Source organism: Belliella buryatensis (assembly GCF_900188245.1).
In the GTDB taxonomy this organism is placed as follows: Bacteria; Bacteroidota; Bacteroidia; order Cytophagales; family Cyclobacteriaceae; genus Belliella; species Belliella buryatensis.
The window spans coordinates 1-13836 of record NZ_FZOK01000018.1; the positions used below are offsets into that span (position 1 = coordinate 1).

General features: G+C 36.1%; 13 protein-coding genes and 1 tRNA gene. 9 read left to right on the forward strand and 5 right to left on the reverse strand.

All coding sequences use genetic code 11. The features are described from left to right. The 9 genes from CHB66_RS15610 to CHB66_RS15650 all read left to right on the forward strand — a co-directional run. Positions 1 to 474 (forward strand): recombinase family protein (locus tag CHB66_RS15610; protein WP_089242351.1); only part of this gene is annotated, 474 nt, incomplete at its 5' end. Then, positions 471 to 710 carry a hypothetical protein gene (locus CHB66_RS15615; protein ID WP_089242352.1) on the forward strand — a complete coding sequence of 80 codons (240 nt, stop codon included), beginning with the start codon at positions 471 to 473 and terminating at the stop codon, positions 708 to 710. The genes CHB66_RS15610 and CHB66_RS15615, both read left to right, overlap by 4 nt. Before the next feature lie 473 nt (positions 711 to 1183). Further along, positions 1184 to 3652 carry a hypothetical protein gene (locus CHB66_RS15620; protein ID WP_089242353.1) on the forward strand — a complete coding sequence of 823 codons (2469 nt, stop codon included), beginning with the start codon at positions 1184 to 1186 and terminating at the stop codon, positions 3650 to 3652. Positions 3653 to 4032: 380 nt separating this feature from the next. Beyond that, the gene (locus CHB66_RS15625) at positions 4033 to 4653 is read left to right on the forward strand and encodes a hypothetical protein (RefSeq protein WP_089242354.1); all 621 of its coding nucleotides are present in this window, start codon (positions 4033 to 4035) and stop codon (positions 4651 to 4653) included. Between the two features lie 168 nt (positions 4654 to 4821). Then, the gene (locus CHB66_RS15630) at positions 4822 to 6663 is read left to right on the forward strand and encodes a DNA methyltransferase (RefSeq protein ID WP_089242355.1); all 1842 of its coding nucleotides are present in this window, start codon (positions 4822 to 4824) and stop codon (positions 6661 to 6663) included. A 47-nt stretch (positions 6664 to 6710) separates the two neighbouring features. Then, positions 6711 to 7583 (forward strand): AAA family ATPase, encoded by an 873-nt coding sequence (locus tag CHB66_RS15635; protein WP_089242356.1) that lies wholly within the window; start codon positions 6711 to 6713, stop codon positions 7581 to 7583. Position 7584: 1 nt separating this feature from the next. After that, positions 7585 to 7923, forward strand: a complete 339-nt coding sequence (locus CHB66_RS15640) for a helix-turn-helix domain-containing protein (RefSeq protein ID WP_089242357.1) — start codon at positions 7585 to 7587, stop codon at positions 7921 to 7923. A 29-nt stretch (positions 7924 to 7952) separates the two neighbouring features. Continuing rightward, positions 7953 to 8141 (forward strand): hypothetical protein, encoded by a 189-nt coding sequence (locus CHB66_RS15645; protein ID WP_089242358.1) that lies wholly within the window; start codon positions 7953 to 7955, stop codon positions 8139 to 8141. Next, positions 8141 to 9682, forward strand: a complete 1542-nt coding sequence (locus CHB66_RS15650; RefSeq protein WP_089242359.1) for a recombinase family protein — start codon at positions 8141 to 8143, stop codon at positions 9680 to 9682. Before CHB66_RS15645 ends, CHB66_RS15650 begins: the two co-directional genes overlap by 1 nt. A gap of 216 nt (positions 9683 to 9898) precedes the next feature. Here CHB66_RS15650 and CHB66_RS15655 read toward each other — a convergent pair. From CHB66_RS15655 to polX, 5 genes are all read right to left on the reverse strand, one after another. Beyond that, positions 9899 to 9975 (reverse strand) — tRNA-Asn (locus CHB66_RS15655). A 127-nt stretch (positions 9976 to 10102) separates the two neighbouring features. Continuing rightward, positions 10103 to 10975, reverse strand: a complete 873-nt coding sequence (locus CHB66_RS15660) for a hypothetical protein (protein WP_089242360.1) — start codon at positions 10973 to 10975, stop codon at positions 10103 to 10105. A gap of 77 nt (positions 10976 to 11052) precedes the next feature. Next, the gene (locus CHB66_RS15665) at positions 11053 to 11697 is read right to left on the reverse strand and encodes a YiiX/YebB-like N1pC/P60 family cysteine hydrolase (protein WP_089242361.1); all 645 of its coding nucleotides are present in this window, start codon (positions 11695 to 11697) and stop codon (positions 11053 to 11055) included. A gap of 18 nt (positions 11698 to 11715) precedes the next feature. Beyond that, entirely contained in the window at positions 11716 to 12003 is a 288-nt protein-coding gene (locus CHB66_RS15670) for a hypothetical protein (protein WP_089242362.1), read from the reverse strand. 6 nt (positions 12004 to 12009) lie between these two features. After that, positions 12010 to 13665, reverse strand: a complete 1656-nt coding sequence (polX, locus tag CHB66_RS15675; RefSeq protein ID WP_245812765.1) for a DNA polymerase/3'-5' exonuclease PolX — start codon at positions 13663 to 13665, stop codon at positions 12010 to 12012. Positions 13666 to 13836: the final 171 nt, after the last annotated feature.

The following is a 13836-nucleotide window of genomic DNA, read 5'->3' on the forward strand; positions in this document are numbered from 1 at the left end:
GAAATCCAGAGGTTATTAGACCTAGGAATCGTAAGTAAAATTCATTGTTGGCAAATTGATCGCTGTGGACGTGACTTAAGGGATATTATAAATTTTCTACATTATACTACTGCCAAGAAGATCCCTGTTCATTTTATCAGCCAAGGACTTACAACATTAAATGAAAATGGTGAGGAAAACCCCGTCGCAAAAATGATGATTTCAATATTAGGGGTTGTAGCCGAGATGGAGAGAAAACTCATTTTGGAGCGTCAAAAAGAAGGGATTGCGATCGCTAAACTTAAAGGAAATGTTTACTTCGGTCGCAAACCAAATACCAAAGAAGACCCACTCCGTTTTTTGTCTAAACCACGAAATAAAAAAGCGATGGAACTACTTAAAAAGGGATATAAGGCCAGAGAAGTGTCTAAAATAATTGGGTTATCACCTAATACTGTTACAAAAATCAAGAAACTAATAAATGTTAAAGTATGACCTACGATGCAGTTGATTTCGTATTACAGTATGAGGAATTATTGGATAAAGTGAAAGAAATCATTCATCCTGATATGCATGATATGCATTTGATGTTGTTTAGATTCAGGTACCTCGATCCCCATGAACTCATTACACCTGATATGATATTTAATTCATCTAATCAAATGGTAAATTATTTAGCGATGCAGGTGTGGGTTGAGTTTAATGATTACGGTCATAGTCTGGAAAATTGAAATCGAAAAAGTTAGATGTAAATCTGACTTCCACCTAATTTTGCAGATTAAAATTCACTTTCTGGTGGCGCTGGATTTAGCGCTAATAGCATGCTCTATATTTTTTAAATTTATGTTCGAGATTCATGAATAGGTCAATCCCCACGTTTATAATTTCCGACAAAAATTCAGACCTATTTTTTTCAAGAAATCCATTTATTGGTATTGAAATCGGTAAAATGTTCTATTGGTAAGGGGTTTAATCAACTGGATTCACACATACTCTTACTACGACAAAAAACAGTCTACTGTATTGTCAAAAACATTGGTAAAACTTCATAGGAATCAGGCCTTCCCTTTTTCTTTTTTTTTGTTTATATTTTTTAATGTACAGGTTTGATAGTGAAGGATCTTACCAATAGTACATAAAGATTTTATTTTTCCCTGTCCGAGTAATCGTCCTTCACCGATGAAAAGATGGGGATTATTATTTTATGAATGAGCATGAAGAAAAAAGGTATTACATCACGATTGATCCAACACCACAAACAACTAAACCGCCGAAGACACGTAAGGTTGTAGGAAAAATTTCAAATAACCTGAATGTCGTTACAGGATGTACTATTAACGAGGTTGCTACCTTAGTTAATCAACCATATAGTTATACTTGGTCAGGTGGTATATTTAACGGCAATCCTGCAAATGGTAACTGGCAAAAACAATCTGTTATAGGACTTGATTTTGATAACAAAAAACTTAAGGTCACACCAGATATCGTAATAAAACGATTTGATGAAATTAGTATTACACCACAGTTATGGTACCGCACATTTTCATCAACGGATGATTTAATTAAATTTCGGGTATTACTTTTTCTAAATACTCAAATTGAAGACCATCAAATTCAAAACCTATTATTTACTGGACTACAAACCATGTTTCCTGAGGCAGATCCCCAATGTTTCAGTTTGGCCAGATTCTTTTATGGTGGTAAAACTCCTGAAATTATTACCTACCAACCAATAGATGCGATTAAACTATTTGAACATGTGTCTATTAATAAAATTTCTCAGGATAAGGGAAGAACTAGATCCATTTCCGCCCCCTTACAGGGATGTAGTTTTTTTATTGATCAACTGGAAGAAAATGGAGAAAAACGAACATTTCTATATAATAAGTATAGAAGTTCCTCTTTTTCTCCAAGTTCCAGTACACTGGATGGAAAGGGCGAGAAAATTAAAATTGATTGGAAGGTAGCTAGATCTAGAGTGAAGATACTGGACCAATTTCTAAAAGGTGAGTGGCTCTACCATGACCAATTGTTTGGATTGGCAACCAACCTGATCAACGTGAAAGGAGGAAGGAAGATGATGAAGGAGACCATGACCAAATTCAATGAGCAGGGTCTTACGCATTATACGGAAAACAATTTCAACATTCTTCCATACCTGAACATCATCAATTATCCACCGCAACCGATACATGCGTTTTCAACTTACCCTGAGGATGATAACGTGTATGACTTAATAAGTGAGGTGAGGGATCAGAGAGGAAAGATTGAAATAATTGAGAAAGTAAATAAAATTCAATTGGAGGAAGCAGAAACAAAACTCAATGAAGAATTCGAGAAGGTGATTAAATCGGGCAATACTGGAAAGATCCACCTATTTAAATTACCAACCGCTATAGGAAAGACCAAGTTGATCACTTCTGTTACTGGTTGTACGATTGCGTTACCAACGAATGCACTTAAGAACGAAGTAAAAGATAGAATGACTGTTGATTGTAATACCAGTCCTGATCCTGTGATTTTTGCTGATGATCGTATTAATAGAATGATTCAGTATTATTATTCAATTGGTAACTTCAAGAAGGCTGTTCGTATCATCTATGATATGGTTTCGAAAAACAATCATTACAATGTAAGTGAAGAAGATAAGATGATGGCACAGTCCTTCATTGATCAAGTCCAGTTAAGTCAGTCAAGTTTCGATACAGTCGTGACCACCCATGCTAGGGCATTACATACTGAATTCAATCATGATACCTTGATTTTTGATGAAGATCCATTAGGTTCCTTGATCCAAATCCAACAAATCAGGATTTCAGATTTAGTCCGATTGGAGTTGACCATGCAAAAAGATCGAAAAGATATAACCAATACGGTTAATCTCTTGCGTAACGCCAACCAATCCGAAATAACTGCCACACCATTGTTGGACGTTAAATTGGATGAAATGATTGAGAAAGTTTCAGATACCTATACGATGGATTCCAACTTATTTGGGTTCTTCGCCAGTACCTATTTCGTGAAAGATCGGCTGGACCCTGATTTAATTCACTATGTGGTAAAGAAAGAATTACCCCAAGACAAGAACATCATCATATTATCTGCAACGGTGAGTCCTTATATATATAAGAGTCTTTTTGGGGATAGAGTAGAAGTATTTGATGTGGGTGATGTGGTACAAAAAGGACAAGTGATCCAATACACCAAAAGATCCTTTTCCCGAAATTCATTGAATCGGTACGTGAAACAGATCAGTGATGAAGTTGGGGATAAAACGGTGATTACGTTTAAGTCTTTCACACATCAATTTGAAAATGGGGTAAAAGATATCTACTTCGGAAACTGTTCAGGATATGATACGTTGGCTGGTAGAGACATTACGGTAGTGGGTACACCGCACCGCAATAATGTGGAGTATCTGATGATTGCGAAGATGTTGGGAATTGAATTCAAGACTTCAGATACCTCAGTTAGTCGAAAACAGATCGATTATAATGGCTTCAGATTCATGTTCAACTGTTTTGACAATGAAGACCTCCGTGAGATTCAACTGGCACTGATCGAGTCCGACCTGATTCAGGCAGTTGGTAGGGCTAGAACTTTAAGAACACCGGCAACGGTTGAACTGTATTCCAACTTTCCGCTGAGGATTTCCGATAGGTTTATTTATTGAAATATAACGTTCTTAAAAATTGAAGGAAGATGTAAGTGGTTTTACTATCATCCTCTCAGGTACCACCAACTTCTTAACAATTTAAAGGAAGTTCTGAATCTCACCTTTCGTAAAATTACGATTTGTTAATGGGGTACTGTTTTCAACCAGTACACAAAAGTATTGGTTGTTTTTTTATGGATAATATCACCCTCAAATGAACGTGAATAACCCTGAATTCCTGAGATTGATACCGAATCAAACATATGTTTTTAAAATTTTTTAATCTGGAAATCAGCATGTTAAAATTTTATTATGAATTACATACAGGTAAGTTGTGATTAAAATTTGCACAACAATTTTATTCTCCCTAGCTTTGTTGTGTAAAAATAAAAGTCAACATGGATTTATTAATTGAAGTCACCAACACACCGGTCATCGAATGTTTACTTCTTCTCTTATTAACAGGAGATAATGGGAAGATAGATTGGACAAATAATCTAATTAAGGATTACAGATTACAATTCATGGAGCTGAAAGAAAAGTCTGAAGCAACTGAATTTATTAATCTAGTTATCCAAAGTAACTTGGAAAAAGAAGTTTTGGAGGATAAATCATTAACACACCTTCATATTAGACTTGAAAAACAAAAAAGAAAACTCCTAAAAACTTATTTTACCTCAATAAAACAAGAAAAAGAGTTTTTGGATGAATATGAATATGTTGGTGATTTCAATTCTCTTATTTCAAAGTATTTTCTTCAAATGAAAAGACTTCAATTAGTCATTCAACCTGATGTTCAGATTGCTACTAGTGTCCATTCTAAGTCAAAAATTACATATCTAACCGCCCGTGGTTTTTGGTTAAATGATAAAGGAGAGAGGGAAAGGAAGTATGTCAAATCCCTTGGTAGGTTAGATGAGTTCGATGGTGGTAAGAAAGATCCATTGGTCATAAAACTTGGAATTGAAAAAATCAGAGAGGAAAGTCTTAAGGACTACAATCAAAGATACCCAGACTAATGGGTGTTTTTTTGGGAACAATGTTGACCTTAAAAATATAACAACAATATAAGAGGTGTAATCACTTAACCCAGTTTTAGAGGTTTAAACTCCTCTACTGGGAAACCTATGCCCATATTGTCGACCTAAATAAAATAACAACAAATTACAATTTTATACTTCAAAACTATGATTACTTCCAAAATCAATGATACCCACGAGGTATCCATTCCTACTGTAACAGTAGAAGAGGTGTCTAATCAGACTCTTGGTATGTTAGAAGATTCACGATCAAACTGTTTCAAGTTGATCGGTGATCATGGTTACAGGATTCAACCTGTTGTGTATGCTCATAAATTCCCTGAAAACTTGGATACCTCGAAATTGAGACCAGTTTTGGAGGGAACAATGGTGTTGATCAAAATCCGCCAGGTTATTGAAGTAGAATCTCTTAAGTCTTTCTACGAGACTTGGTCTGATGAAGAAAAAGAGGAAATGATTACCTCTATTGAAGACCATGGACAAAAAGTTCCGATGATTATCAATCAAAAATTTGAGTTGGTTGATGGGTACCGACGAAAGTTTTGTATTGAACATCTTGGATTGGAAGATGTGTGGGTCATTATCAAAGATGTCGAAGCTTCAGAAGAGGAAAGAATCATACACAACAAATATCGAAAAAAAACGAAAAGTGATGAGGTAAAGGAGATTAAGACTGTTTTCAATCGAATTCCAAAAAGACAAGGTAAGAAGACACTTGGAGAAAAATACAATAGACATGAGGTGATTGCACGAGAACTTGGGAACAGATGGAAAGGTGATAAGACCATTAAAAAAGTTGAGGATATTATCAATAATGATCTTGAAAATGATACTCTTTTGACCGGGATTGTCACCCAAAAATGGTCAATTGATAAGTGTCATGAATATCTTGAAAAATGGAAAGATATCGACGAAGAGAATAGGTATGGGTTTACAGAAAGACTTGTGAAAGGTGAATTGGGTATTACCGAAGCCTGTAAATTGATTGAGTCACGAGACTCTCTCAATAAATATAAGGATACGTTCGTAATCCCAAATAAGTCATTTTCTTACAACATGAATTGTCTTGAAATTAAAAATAAGACAGAGTTCATCAATAAGGTAGATCTCATTTTCACGTCTGTACCGTATTACTCCCTTCGTTTTTATGAGAATGGTGAAGGGTATGACCAAGCAGGACATGAAGAGACACCTGAGGAGTATTGCGATCGAATGGCAAAAATCTTTAGAGAGGTTTCTGTGACAATGAAAGACACTGGTAATGTCATGATCAATATAGGTGAGACTTATGATAATGGTGTTGGACTTGGAATCGTAGATATGCTCAAAGATGCCATTGTTAGGAAAACTAAATTGGTGTACAAAGACAGAATTGTATGGTCAAAACCAAACCCTAAACCTCAGAATGAGCATGTACAAAGACCGATTAATAATTTGGAGTATATTCTTTGGTTTGTGGTAGACCCCAAAAAAGCTAAGTATAATTTGGTGACTTACACTCATCCTGAAAAAGTGAAGAAAATGAAAATTACCAATGGTGCTAAAGATGTGGATGAAAATGGAACGGTATGGAAGAAAGTGAAATCAATTTCTAAACCGTACCAAAAAATCATGTCCCATATTAAGGCTCAGGATGTACTTCATATGATTGAGTGTACTACAGGGAAAAACAATGAGGTATACAAAGTTTACAGCGAGGGAGGACCAGCAGTTATGGCGGAACTTCTTCCTTTCATTCCGATCATGATGACTACTGATGAAAATGATATTGTGTATGATCCTTTCGCAGGGACTAATGTCGTGGGTCGTTCATCTATCCTCTTGAATAGGGTCGCATTGTCAACTGAGTTGTCAAGAAAGTATCATACCATTGGATGTGGAGTTATTGAAAATGCTGTCAAACATTTCAATTCGAGTGATTTGGAATTGGTCAACTATCACTGTCTCCCTGAAAAAGGGGACAGTGGTCTCCTTCTTAATGCAGCTTAATATTTCCCAAAATCTTTAGAGTATTTTCTTACAGATAAATAAAAAACATGAACTCCTTCATTAAAAATACAACTCCAGAATATGCCCTTTATAAAGGTGCCAGAAAAAGACGTTTGTTCCTTTCCCGTGTTGAATCGGTTGTTAAGATTTCAAGTTCACAGAAATACAGACATTTGTACTTGTATTCACCTCCTGGACTTGGGAAAACATTCTCCGTTAAACATGTTTTGAATAATCTAAAAATCAATCATTTGGAATTGACGGGAAATACTTCAATGTATGCCTTTGGTATTATGTTGGCAGTAATTCAGTATAGAAACCCAAATCTCATTCCATTGACAATCTTTGTAGATGATTCGGATGAGTTGTTCCGAACGGAACCATCATGTAATGCCATGAAAAATGTGTTGGAGGGAGCAAATAAATTTACTTATGAAAAATCAATGGCCAATACGGAAGGTGATCTTACTGAACTACAATTGGAGGCTGTAAAGTTTTTCAGACATGAAGGAAGGTCTGGATTTGAAGTACCAACCCATAATTTGAAATTCATTTTCACTTCTAATAATCGTCTACCTCTCGACGAAGAAGTGGAAAAGGCCAGAAAAAAGGGAGCAGCCAAATCACCGTTGATTGTTCACCGAAACGCAATCAGATCAAGATGCAGAGTATTGGATTTTGACTTATCTAAGACGGAACATTGGGGTTGGTTGGCAGATGTGGCACTAAATACCAACTGTCTTTCTGAATTGGGTATAGATGAGAAGTCAACCAATGAAATACTCATGTACGTGTGGGAAAATTGGGATCACCTTAAAGAGAGATCCATTAGGGTTGTGGAAAAAATGGGATTGACGATTCTTGAACAACCACACAACTACGAGAAGTATTGGAGGATGGACTTTCTTCAGGTTGCCTAACATGGAAAAACTCCCAAAACATCTCAATATCGATTTAATACAATCTGAATTGAATCGGATCATGAACTCTGATTTTGTAATGAAGTCAGATAAAAAATTGGAACAATACCAAAACCTATCTGACAGATTTAAAGGGAAAAACAAAGGGATTCAGGCCTCAGGTCTGATCCCTTTTAACCGACCTGAGAATAGAAGTACATGTAAACTTACAAGAGAACAAGTGGAAGAAATTAGGAAAAAACATATCCCTAAGGTATATGGTAAGGCCAAACTTGCCAAGGAATATGGTGTATCACGATCAGTAATCTACAGAATAATCAAAGGTCAATCATGGAAATAAACTCTTAAAAAATATGATCATCATAATTTATGAAGACAGTTAATTTAAAAGAAGTCTCTTCCAATTTAGAAGATGAACGAATAAATTCAATAGCAATCCTTTTATATGAGTTCGCTGAAATTGAATATCAGTACTTTTTGGAAAAAAACGAAAATATAGGTGCAGCAAAAGAGGATAAGAATCTGGAAATTGGCCAAAATCAAAAAACAGCAGCCTGATGAAAAATGTCATTACTTATTCTCGTGTCTCGACCGATGAACAAGCCCAACAAGGATATTCATTGGACTATCAGGAACAGACTATTCGAAGGTTCTGCGAACTAAAAGAGTATAACGTTATTCAGTCTTTTCGTGAAGACCATTCTGCAAAGGATTTTAATAGACCTGAATGGAAAAAGATCATCAAATTGATCAAATCCAAAGAAAAACAAAAAGACAAGATTACCGCTGTGGTAATACTAAGAGCGGATAGGTTTTCAAGAAATCTCTTGTTGTCTCTGATGGAGAAAGCCAAACTTACTGTTCTCGGGTGTGATGTGGAGTTTGTTGAAGGGGGGATAGATCTCACAAGTCCTGAATCATTGGTCGTTGAGGCTATTCAATACGCACTGCCACAAGTTGAGAACGAAAAACTATCTCTTAGAACCAAAGAAGGATCATATCGGTGTCGTTTATCTGGAGGATGGACAGGTTCACCATTACGCGGATATAAACCGATAAGGTTGGAAAAGTATCCTTCGATGGCGTTTAATGAACAGGCGAATTTGATAAGAGAAGCATTCGAAAAAATGGCTTCAGGTTTATATTCAGCTGATCAGATCCGAAGGTGGTTGAATGGAAAAGGTATGAAAATAACAAAAAACCAATTCCCCAATATCATTAGGAATGTTGCATACACTGGAAAAGTAGTGATAATGCCATTTAAGGATCAACCTAAAAAGATTGTGGATGGTCTTCATCCGCCACTGGTCAGTGAAGAACTATTTGCGACAGCAAATGACGTCTTGGACGGAAAAAAACGAAATATGGATTTCAAGAGTGACAAATCAGAACTCTATCCATTGAAAGGTTATTTAAGATGTTCTGAACATGGTAGAACACTATCAGCTTATGGTGCAAAGGGGAGAAATGATATCTATCATTATTACGTGTGTACAAAAAATGGTTGTCCAAGATATCCAGTTCCATGGACACATGATGTAATAGAAAAAATATTAGAAAAGATTCAGTTTTCGGCTAAAACCATTTCTGACTATAAGAAAGTTTTGGTCAAGAAATTTGAATCAATGGATGTTGACCGAAAACACAAATTAAGGAGTTTAGAAAAAGAATTAGAAGTTCTAAAAGGTCGTAAAACCTTTTTACAGAATGAATATTTGGAAGGTAAAATTGATGCTAGTGATTATAATGAGTTGAAATCGTCAGTTGAAGTAAAACTCTTTCAAATTGATAGTGAACTTTCAAATCTAAGAAGTCAAAAGACCCCATTTAAAGACTATCTGGACAACGATATCAAGTTAATGGAGGATTTGGTTGGATTTTATAAGAAAGCGGACGGCAGGACCAAAAAAAAGATTCTGGGATTAATCTTTGCTGATAAGATTGAATTTGATGAGGACAAAAATCCAACATATCAGTTTACTCCTCCAATCAAAGCACTCATTCAAATCTCAGAGGACGCAGACAAAGACAATGTATCGATGGGTCAATTGGAAACATTTGTAAAAGGCAGTGGAGATTTCAAAGTTCTTCGGACATGATCAATTCGAAAAAAACGAAAAGTAAGTAACTACCTTCTAAACCTTGAATCAACAATACGTTTTGACTTTCAATCAGTTACAACCTTCAGCTGCAGCTTGGTACTTTTTGTCAAGATGGACTTTTAAAAAAGCTGCAACCATCCAAAAACCTTGTTTAAATGAAACTGGAGGGGTTAAAAACAAAAAAAGAGGTCGATTCTGACCTCTTTTTTGAATTGGCTCCCCCTCTAGGGCTTGAACCTAGGACCCCATGATTAACAGTCATGTGCTCTAACCAACTGAGCTAAGGAGGAATTTGTTGTATTTGTTAAACCCGTTTGTCTAACGTGATGCAAACATAACAGGTTGCTTCATTTTTTCCAAACTAGACCCTCAAAAAAAATGTATTTTTCAGCCAACAAAAGCTATTTCTATTCAAAATCAGGAACTTATTTTTTCAATTTTCTCCAGTTCTGGTACTTTGTTCAAAAGCATGTTGTAAATAGCAGTAACTCCTAACACCATCAGCCCAGCTATTATAGCCAAACCCACATTGTAATAGGCAGGAGCTGACAAAGTCAATCTGAGGAATATAGTCGCCAAGGCAAATGAAGAATAACGGAAAAGATTGAAATATTTGGTCGTATACCGCAGTGAAAACAAGAGAATAAAGACATCAGTAAATATCAATAAGGTATAAAACAACTTGATGCTATAAATAAACTGATGTGTCTGATAAGTCGAAATCACATCATAAACTCCCAATCCAAAAAAAGAAATCGTCAAATATATAGATAGCAACTTTTTGATTCCTATAAACCCTTTTTGTTCCTCATGGCTTTGAGTAATCCGAAGATGCCTTTGATTCTTATAAAAAATCCCCGTAATGAAAAAGATCAGTATAGCCCCGAAAGCGTCAGATATGATCGGAAGCAATTCCATGACAAATTCTAATTCCCAATTTACAGATTCCAAGTAATGTCCAAACTCCTTGAATGCATCTCTAAGTAGCACCAATGATATGATTTCGAACTGCTTTCCTACTGAATCAGCAACTGACTTAGGAATCAGGAAGATCAAGCCCAGCACTTCAAAAATCAACAATACATTGAAAGCTAACTCAATAGCAAAGAAAGGACTGAAAAGGGCATTGTATACCCAAAAACCTAAATAATTCAATAACCCCAATAGTAGCCCAAACAAAAAGAAGCCTAGCACAATATTGCTGATCACTTTGGAAACTGTTGAGCCTTCCCAATGACTATCTAGGTAATCAAACGCTTTGATTTGCAATTGGAAGAAGGAACGCAACATAACCCGAATTTAAATCACTAACAATAAAGCAATTGCTAAAGGTAATTGTTCAAACTTAAATCTAATTGCAACAAAGGTCACATAGGAAGTTCTAGCATTTCTAAAACAGATTCCAAAGACATTCCTCCGGGATTCAAACCTAACTTTCCTTCTGGAATTTCAACATTTAGCTTTTCAAAATAATTAATCCAAATCGGAAATAATTCTCCAGTATCTGGATCTTTGTAGGTCATTGGCTTAGGAGTAAATAAATCTTCCCCCCCATTAGCTGCTTTGAAAGCGAAATGAATCAATTCGGAACAATAATAGGCCTCATTTTCAAAATCAAAAACAGAATCATAAGGTTTGCCTAGATGCTTTTTTGCTTCCTCAATGGCTTTTGGAACCAAATCTTGGTATTCAGATTTAAGTCTTCCTACCATGACTTTTGGTTTTCCTTCACCGTCGAGGTGTTTGTTGAGAAAATCATCCAAAGGTGTCTTGGTTACCCCTGTGCCAATGGCTTCTAGCACATACCAACGGCCTTCTTCCTGTATCAAAAGTCCATTATGGGAAAAATCTCTTCCCTGATATCCTTGGGTCACCTTTCTGATCGCATCACAAAAATCTCCACAATCGCCATCCTGAAATAAAATATCTCCTTCTTGCCAAAATTCCTGCTGTCTGCATGAAGCTAGAAATATCAGAGTCAACCCAAATACAAATAGAGCTCTTTTAATCATACCTTAGTTGATTTAAACTCAGATGACCATAAAGAAAAACAATAAAGAAACTCCTAATACCAAAATCATTTGCTTGGCCTTGTCCTTTGTTTCCTCTTGGATTTTACGCTTTCTCAATACAAGAACCGCTATACTCAACCCGAAAAACTGCAAAGCTACCCCAACTCCGTTCAAAGGTCCCATAGGAGCTTGTAATAACTCAAAATAAGTATTGGCCAATGCTAATAAACATAAGGCAATTCCAGTTGCTCCAAATAAAAACGAGCGCTGCAACAAGAGCTTCTCGTCCTTTTCCATCCAATTCATAAGTACTTATTTACTTGAGTTCTTTTTTCTTTCTTTGAAATACTTGTCTATTGCATCAAGGCTCAGTGCATTGAAAGTCATGTCTGCAGTAAGTCCTCCTTTCCTTCCTACCAGTACTCCATAGCGCATATCTGCATAACCTTCCATAGCATGGGCATCAGGATTGATGGAAAGCTTCACTCCTTTTTCTAAAGCATAATGAACCCACCTCCAATCCAAATCTAGCCTCCAAGGATTAGCATTGATTTCAATCACTACCTGATTTGCCGCACATGCTTCTATGATTGCCTGATGATCTATTGGGTAGCCTTCCCTTCTTAGTAACAATCTTCCAGTAGGGTGTCCAAGTATGGTTGTATAAGGGTTTTCAATGGCTTTAAGTAATCTTGCCGTGGCTTTTTTTCGATCCATACTCAAACCTGAGTGAATAGAAGATACGATAAAGTCAAAACTAGCCAATACTTCATCAGGATAATCCAAGCTACCATCAGTCAAAATATCACTTTCTATTCCTTTGAATATCTTGAAAGGGGCGAGTTCTTTGTTCAATTCATCAATTTCACGATGCTGCTTTGCTACTTTCTCAATATCTAGTCCTCCAGCATAAGATGCAGTACGGCTGTGGTCAGAAATTCCTAAATATTCATAACCCAATTCCTTGCAATATTCGGCCATCTGTCTCAAGCTGTGCTTTCCATCGCTATAAGTAGAGTGATTATGCAGAATCCCTTTAAGGTCTTTTTCTTCCAAGAGAGATTCTTCCTTTTTGGCCCAATCAAACTCAAAAAAACCTTCTCTTAATTCTTCTGGGATCCAATTCAATCCTGCCGATAGATAGACTTCCTTCTCTGATTGGAAGTCACCTGTTTTTAATATATCCGCAAATGGAAGGTTTCCTTCCATTGGATAGAGTAAGTGTGCCTTACTTCCTGTTCTTAAAATTTTCTCTTTAATAAATTCATCCTTGGATGTCAGATGAATCACCAAGCTAAGTTCTGGATCTAGCAGTTTTCCCCTCCACTTAAATGGGCTACTTTTTTTCTCGTTGATTACTATACCCTGGATTTTGGCTAGTCCCTCAAACACTCCTTTCCTATCAGCGGTGGCTACTAAAAACTCTACCTCTGTGATGATTTCAAGTTTCCTAGCAAACTCACCCACTGTAACTATATCATTGATCCAATCTAATTTTGCTAAGTTATTTAACAAATCATCGACAACATCTTCAATATCTGCATAAAGCCATTTGCCTTGATTGGCTGCTTTGAATTCCAGAGCCTGGATGATGCTTTCCTGTGTTTTTTCACCAAAACCTTTAATCTTAGCAACCTGACCTGACTGACAAGCCTCCATCAACTCGTGAGTAGAGGTGATATTCATTTCTTCCCAAAGGACTTTGACCTTTTTTGGTCCCAGGCCTTTTACGTCTAAGACTTCAAGAATACCGCTTGGTGTTTTTTGTAACAATTCCTCCAAATAAGCATTTGTACCTAAGTCACTTAGAGAATAAATTACTTCTGCAATACTTTTTCCTATACCGCCTATTTCTTGTAGCTCAGCAATACTTTTTCCCACGATTTGGATATCCTCTCCACGTTCCAAAGTATTCACTGCAGACTGATAACTCCTGATTTTAAATGAATTTTCATCATGCAACTCCATAAGTTTGATGATGAGTTTTAATTTTTTTATAATTTCTTTTTGATCCAAGGCTTCAAAAATATTGGTTACAGATAAGGACAAATGTCAGGATTAATTGTTTTAAAATAAAATCTTAAGGTGTATCTTAAGCATCAATCATTGAAAACTTGTTGCCACCCTTTCTGTTTAATG

What these genes read in the sequence shown, in the direction of transcription:
- polX (WP_245812765.1), bottom strand. Translation starts at nt 13,665, where the DNA reads ATGGAGTTGCATGATGAAAATTCATTTAAAATCAGGAGTTATCAGTCT.
- CHB66_RS15670 (WP_089242362.1), bottom strand. Translation starts at nt 12,003, where the DNA reads ATGAATTGGATGGAAAAGGACGAGAAGCTCTTGTTGCAGCGCTCGTTT.
- CHB66_RS15665 (WP_089242361.1), bottom strand. Translation starts at nt 11,697, where the DNA reads ATGATTAAAAGAGCTCTATTTGTATTTGGGTTGACTCTGATATTTCTA.
- CHB66_RS15620 (WP_089242353.1), top strand. Translation starts at nt 1,184, where the DNA reads ATGAATGAGCATGAAGAAAAAAGGTATTACATCACGATTGATCCAACA.
- CHB66_RS15660 (WP_089242360.1), bottom strand. Translation starts at nt 10,975, where the DNA reads ATGTTGCGTTCCTTCTTCCAATTGCAAATCAAAGCGTTTGATTACCTA.
- CHB66_RS15625 (WP_089242354.1), top strand. Translation starts at nt 4,033, where the DNA reads ATGGATTTATTAATTGAAGTCACCAACACACCGGTCATCGAATGTTTA.
- CHB66_RS15640 (WP_089242357.1), top strand. Translation starts at nt 7,585, where the DNA reads ATGGAAAAACTCCCAAAACATCTCAATATCGATTTAATACAATCTGAA.
- CHB66_RS15635 (WP_089242356.1), top strand. Translation starts at nt 6,711, where the DNA reads ATGAACTCCTTCATTAAAAATACAACTCCAGAATATGCCCTTTATAAA.
- CHB66_RS15650 (WP_089242359.1), top strand. Translation starts at nt 8,141, where the DNA reads ATGAAAAATGTCATTACTTATTCTCGTGTCTCGACCGATGAACAAGCC.
- CHB66_RS15630 (WP_089242355.1), top strand. Translation starts at nt 4,822, where the DNA reads ATGATTACTTCCAAAATCAATGATACCCACGAGGTATCCATTCCTACT.
- CHB66_RS15615 (WP_089242352.1), top strand. Translation starts at nt 471, where the DNA reads ATGACCTACGATGCAGTTGATTTCGTATTACAGTATGAGGAATTATTG.
- CHB66_RS15645 (WP_089242358.1), top strand. Translation starts at nt 7,953, where the DNA reads ATGAAGACAGTTAATTTAAAAGAAGTCTCTTCCAATTTAGAAGATGAA.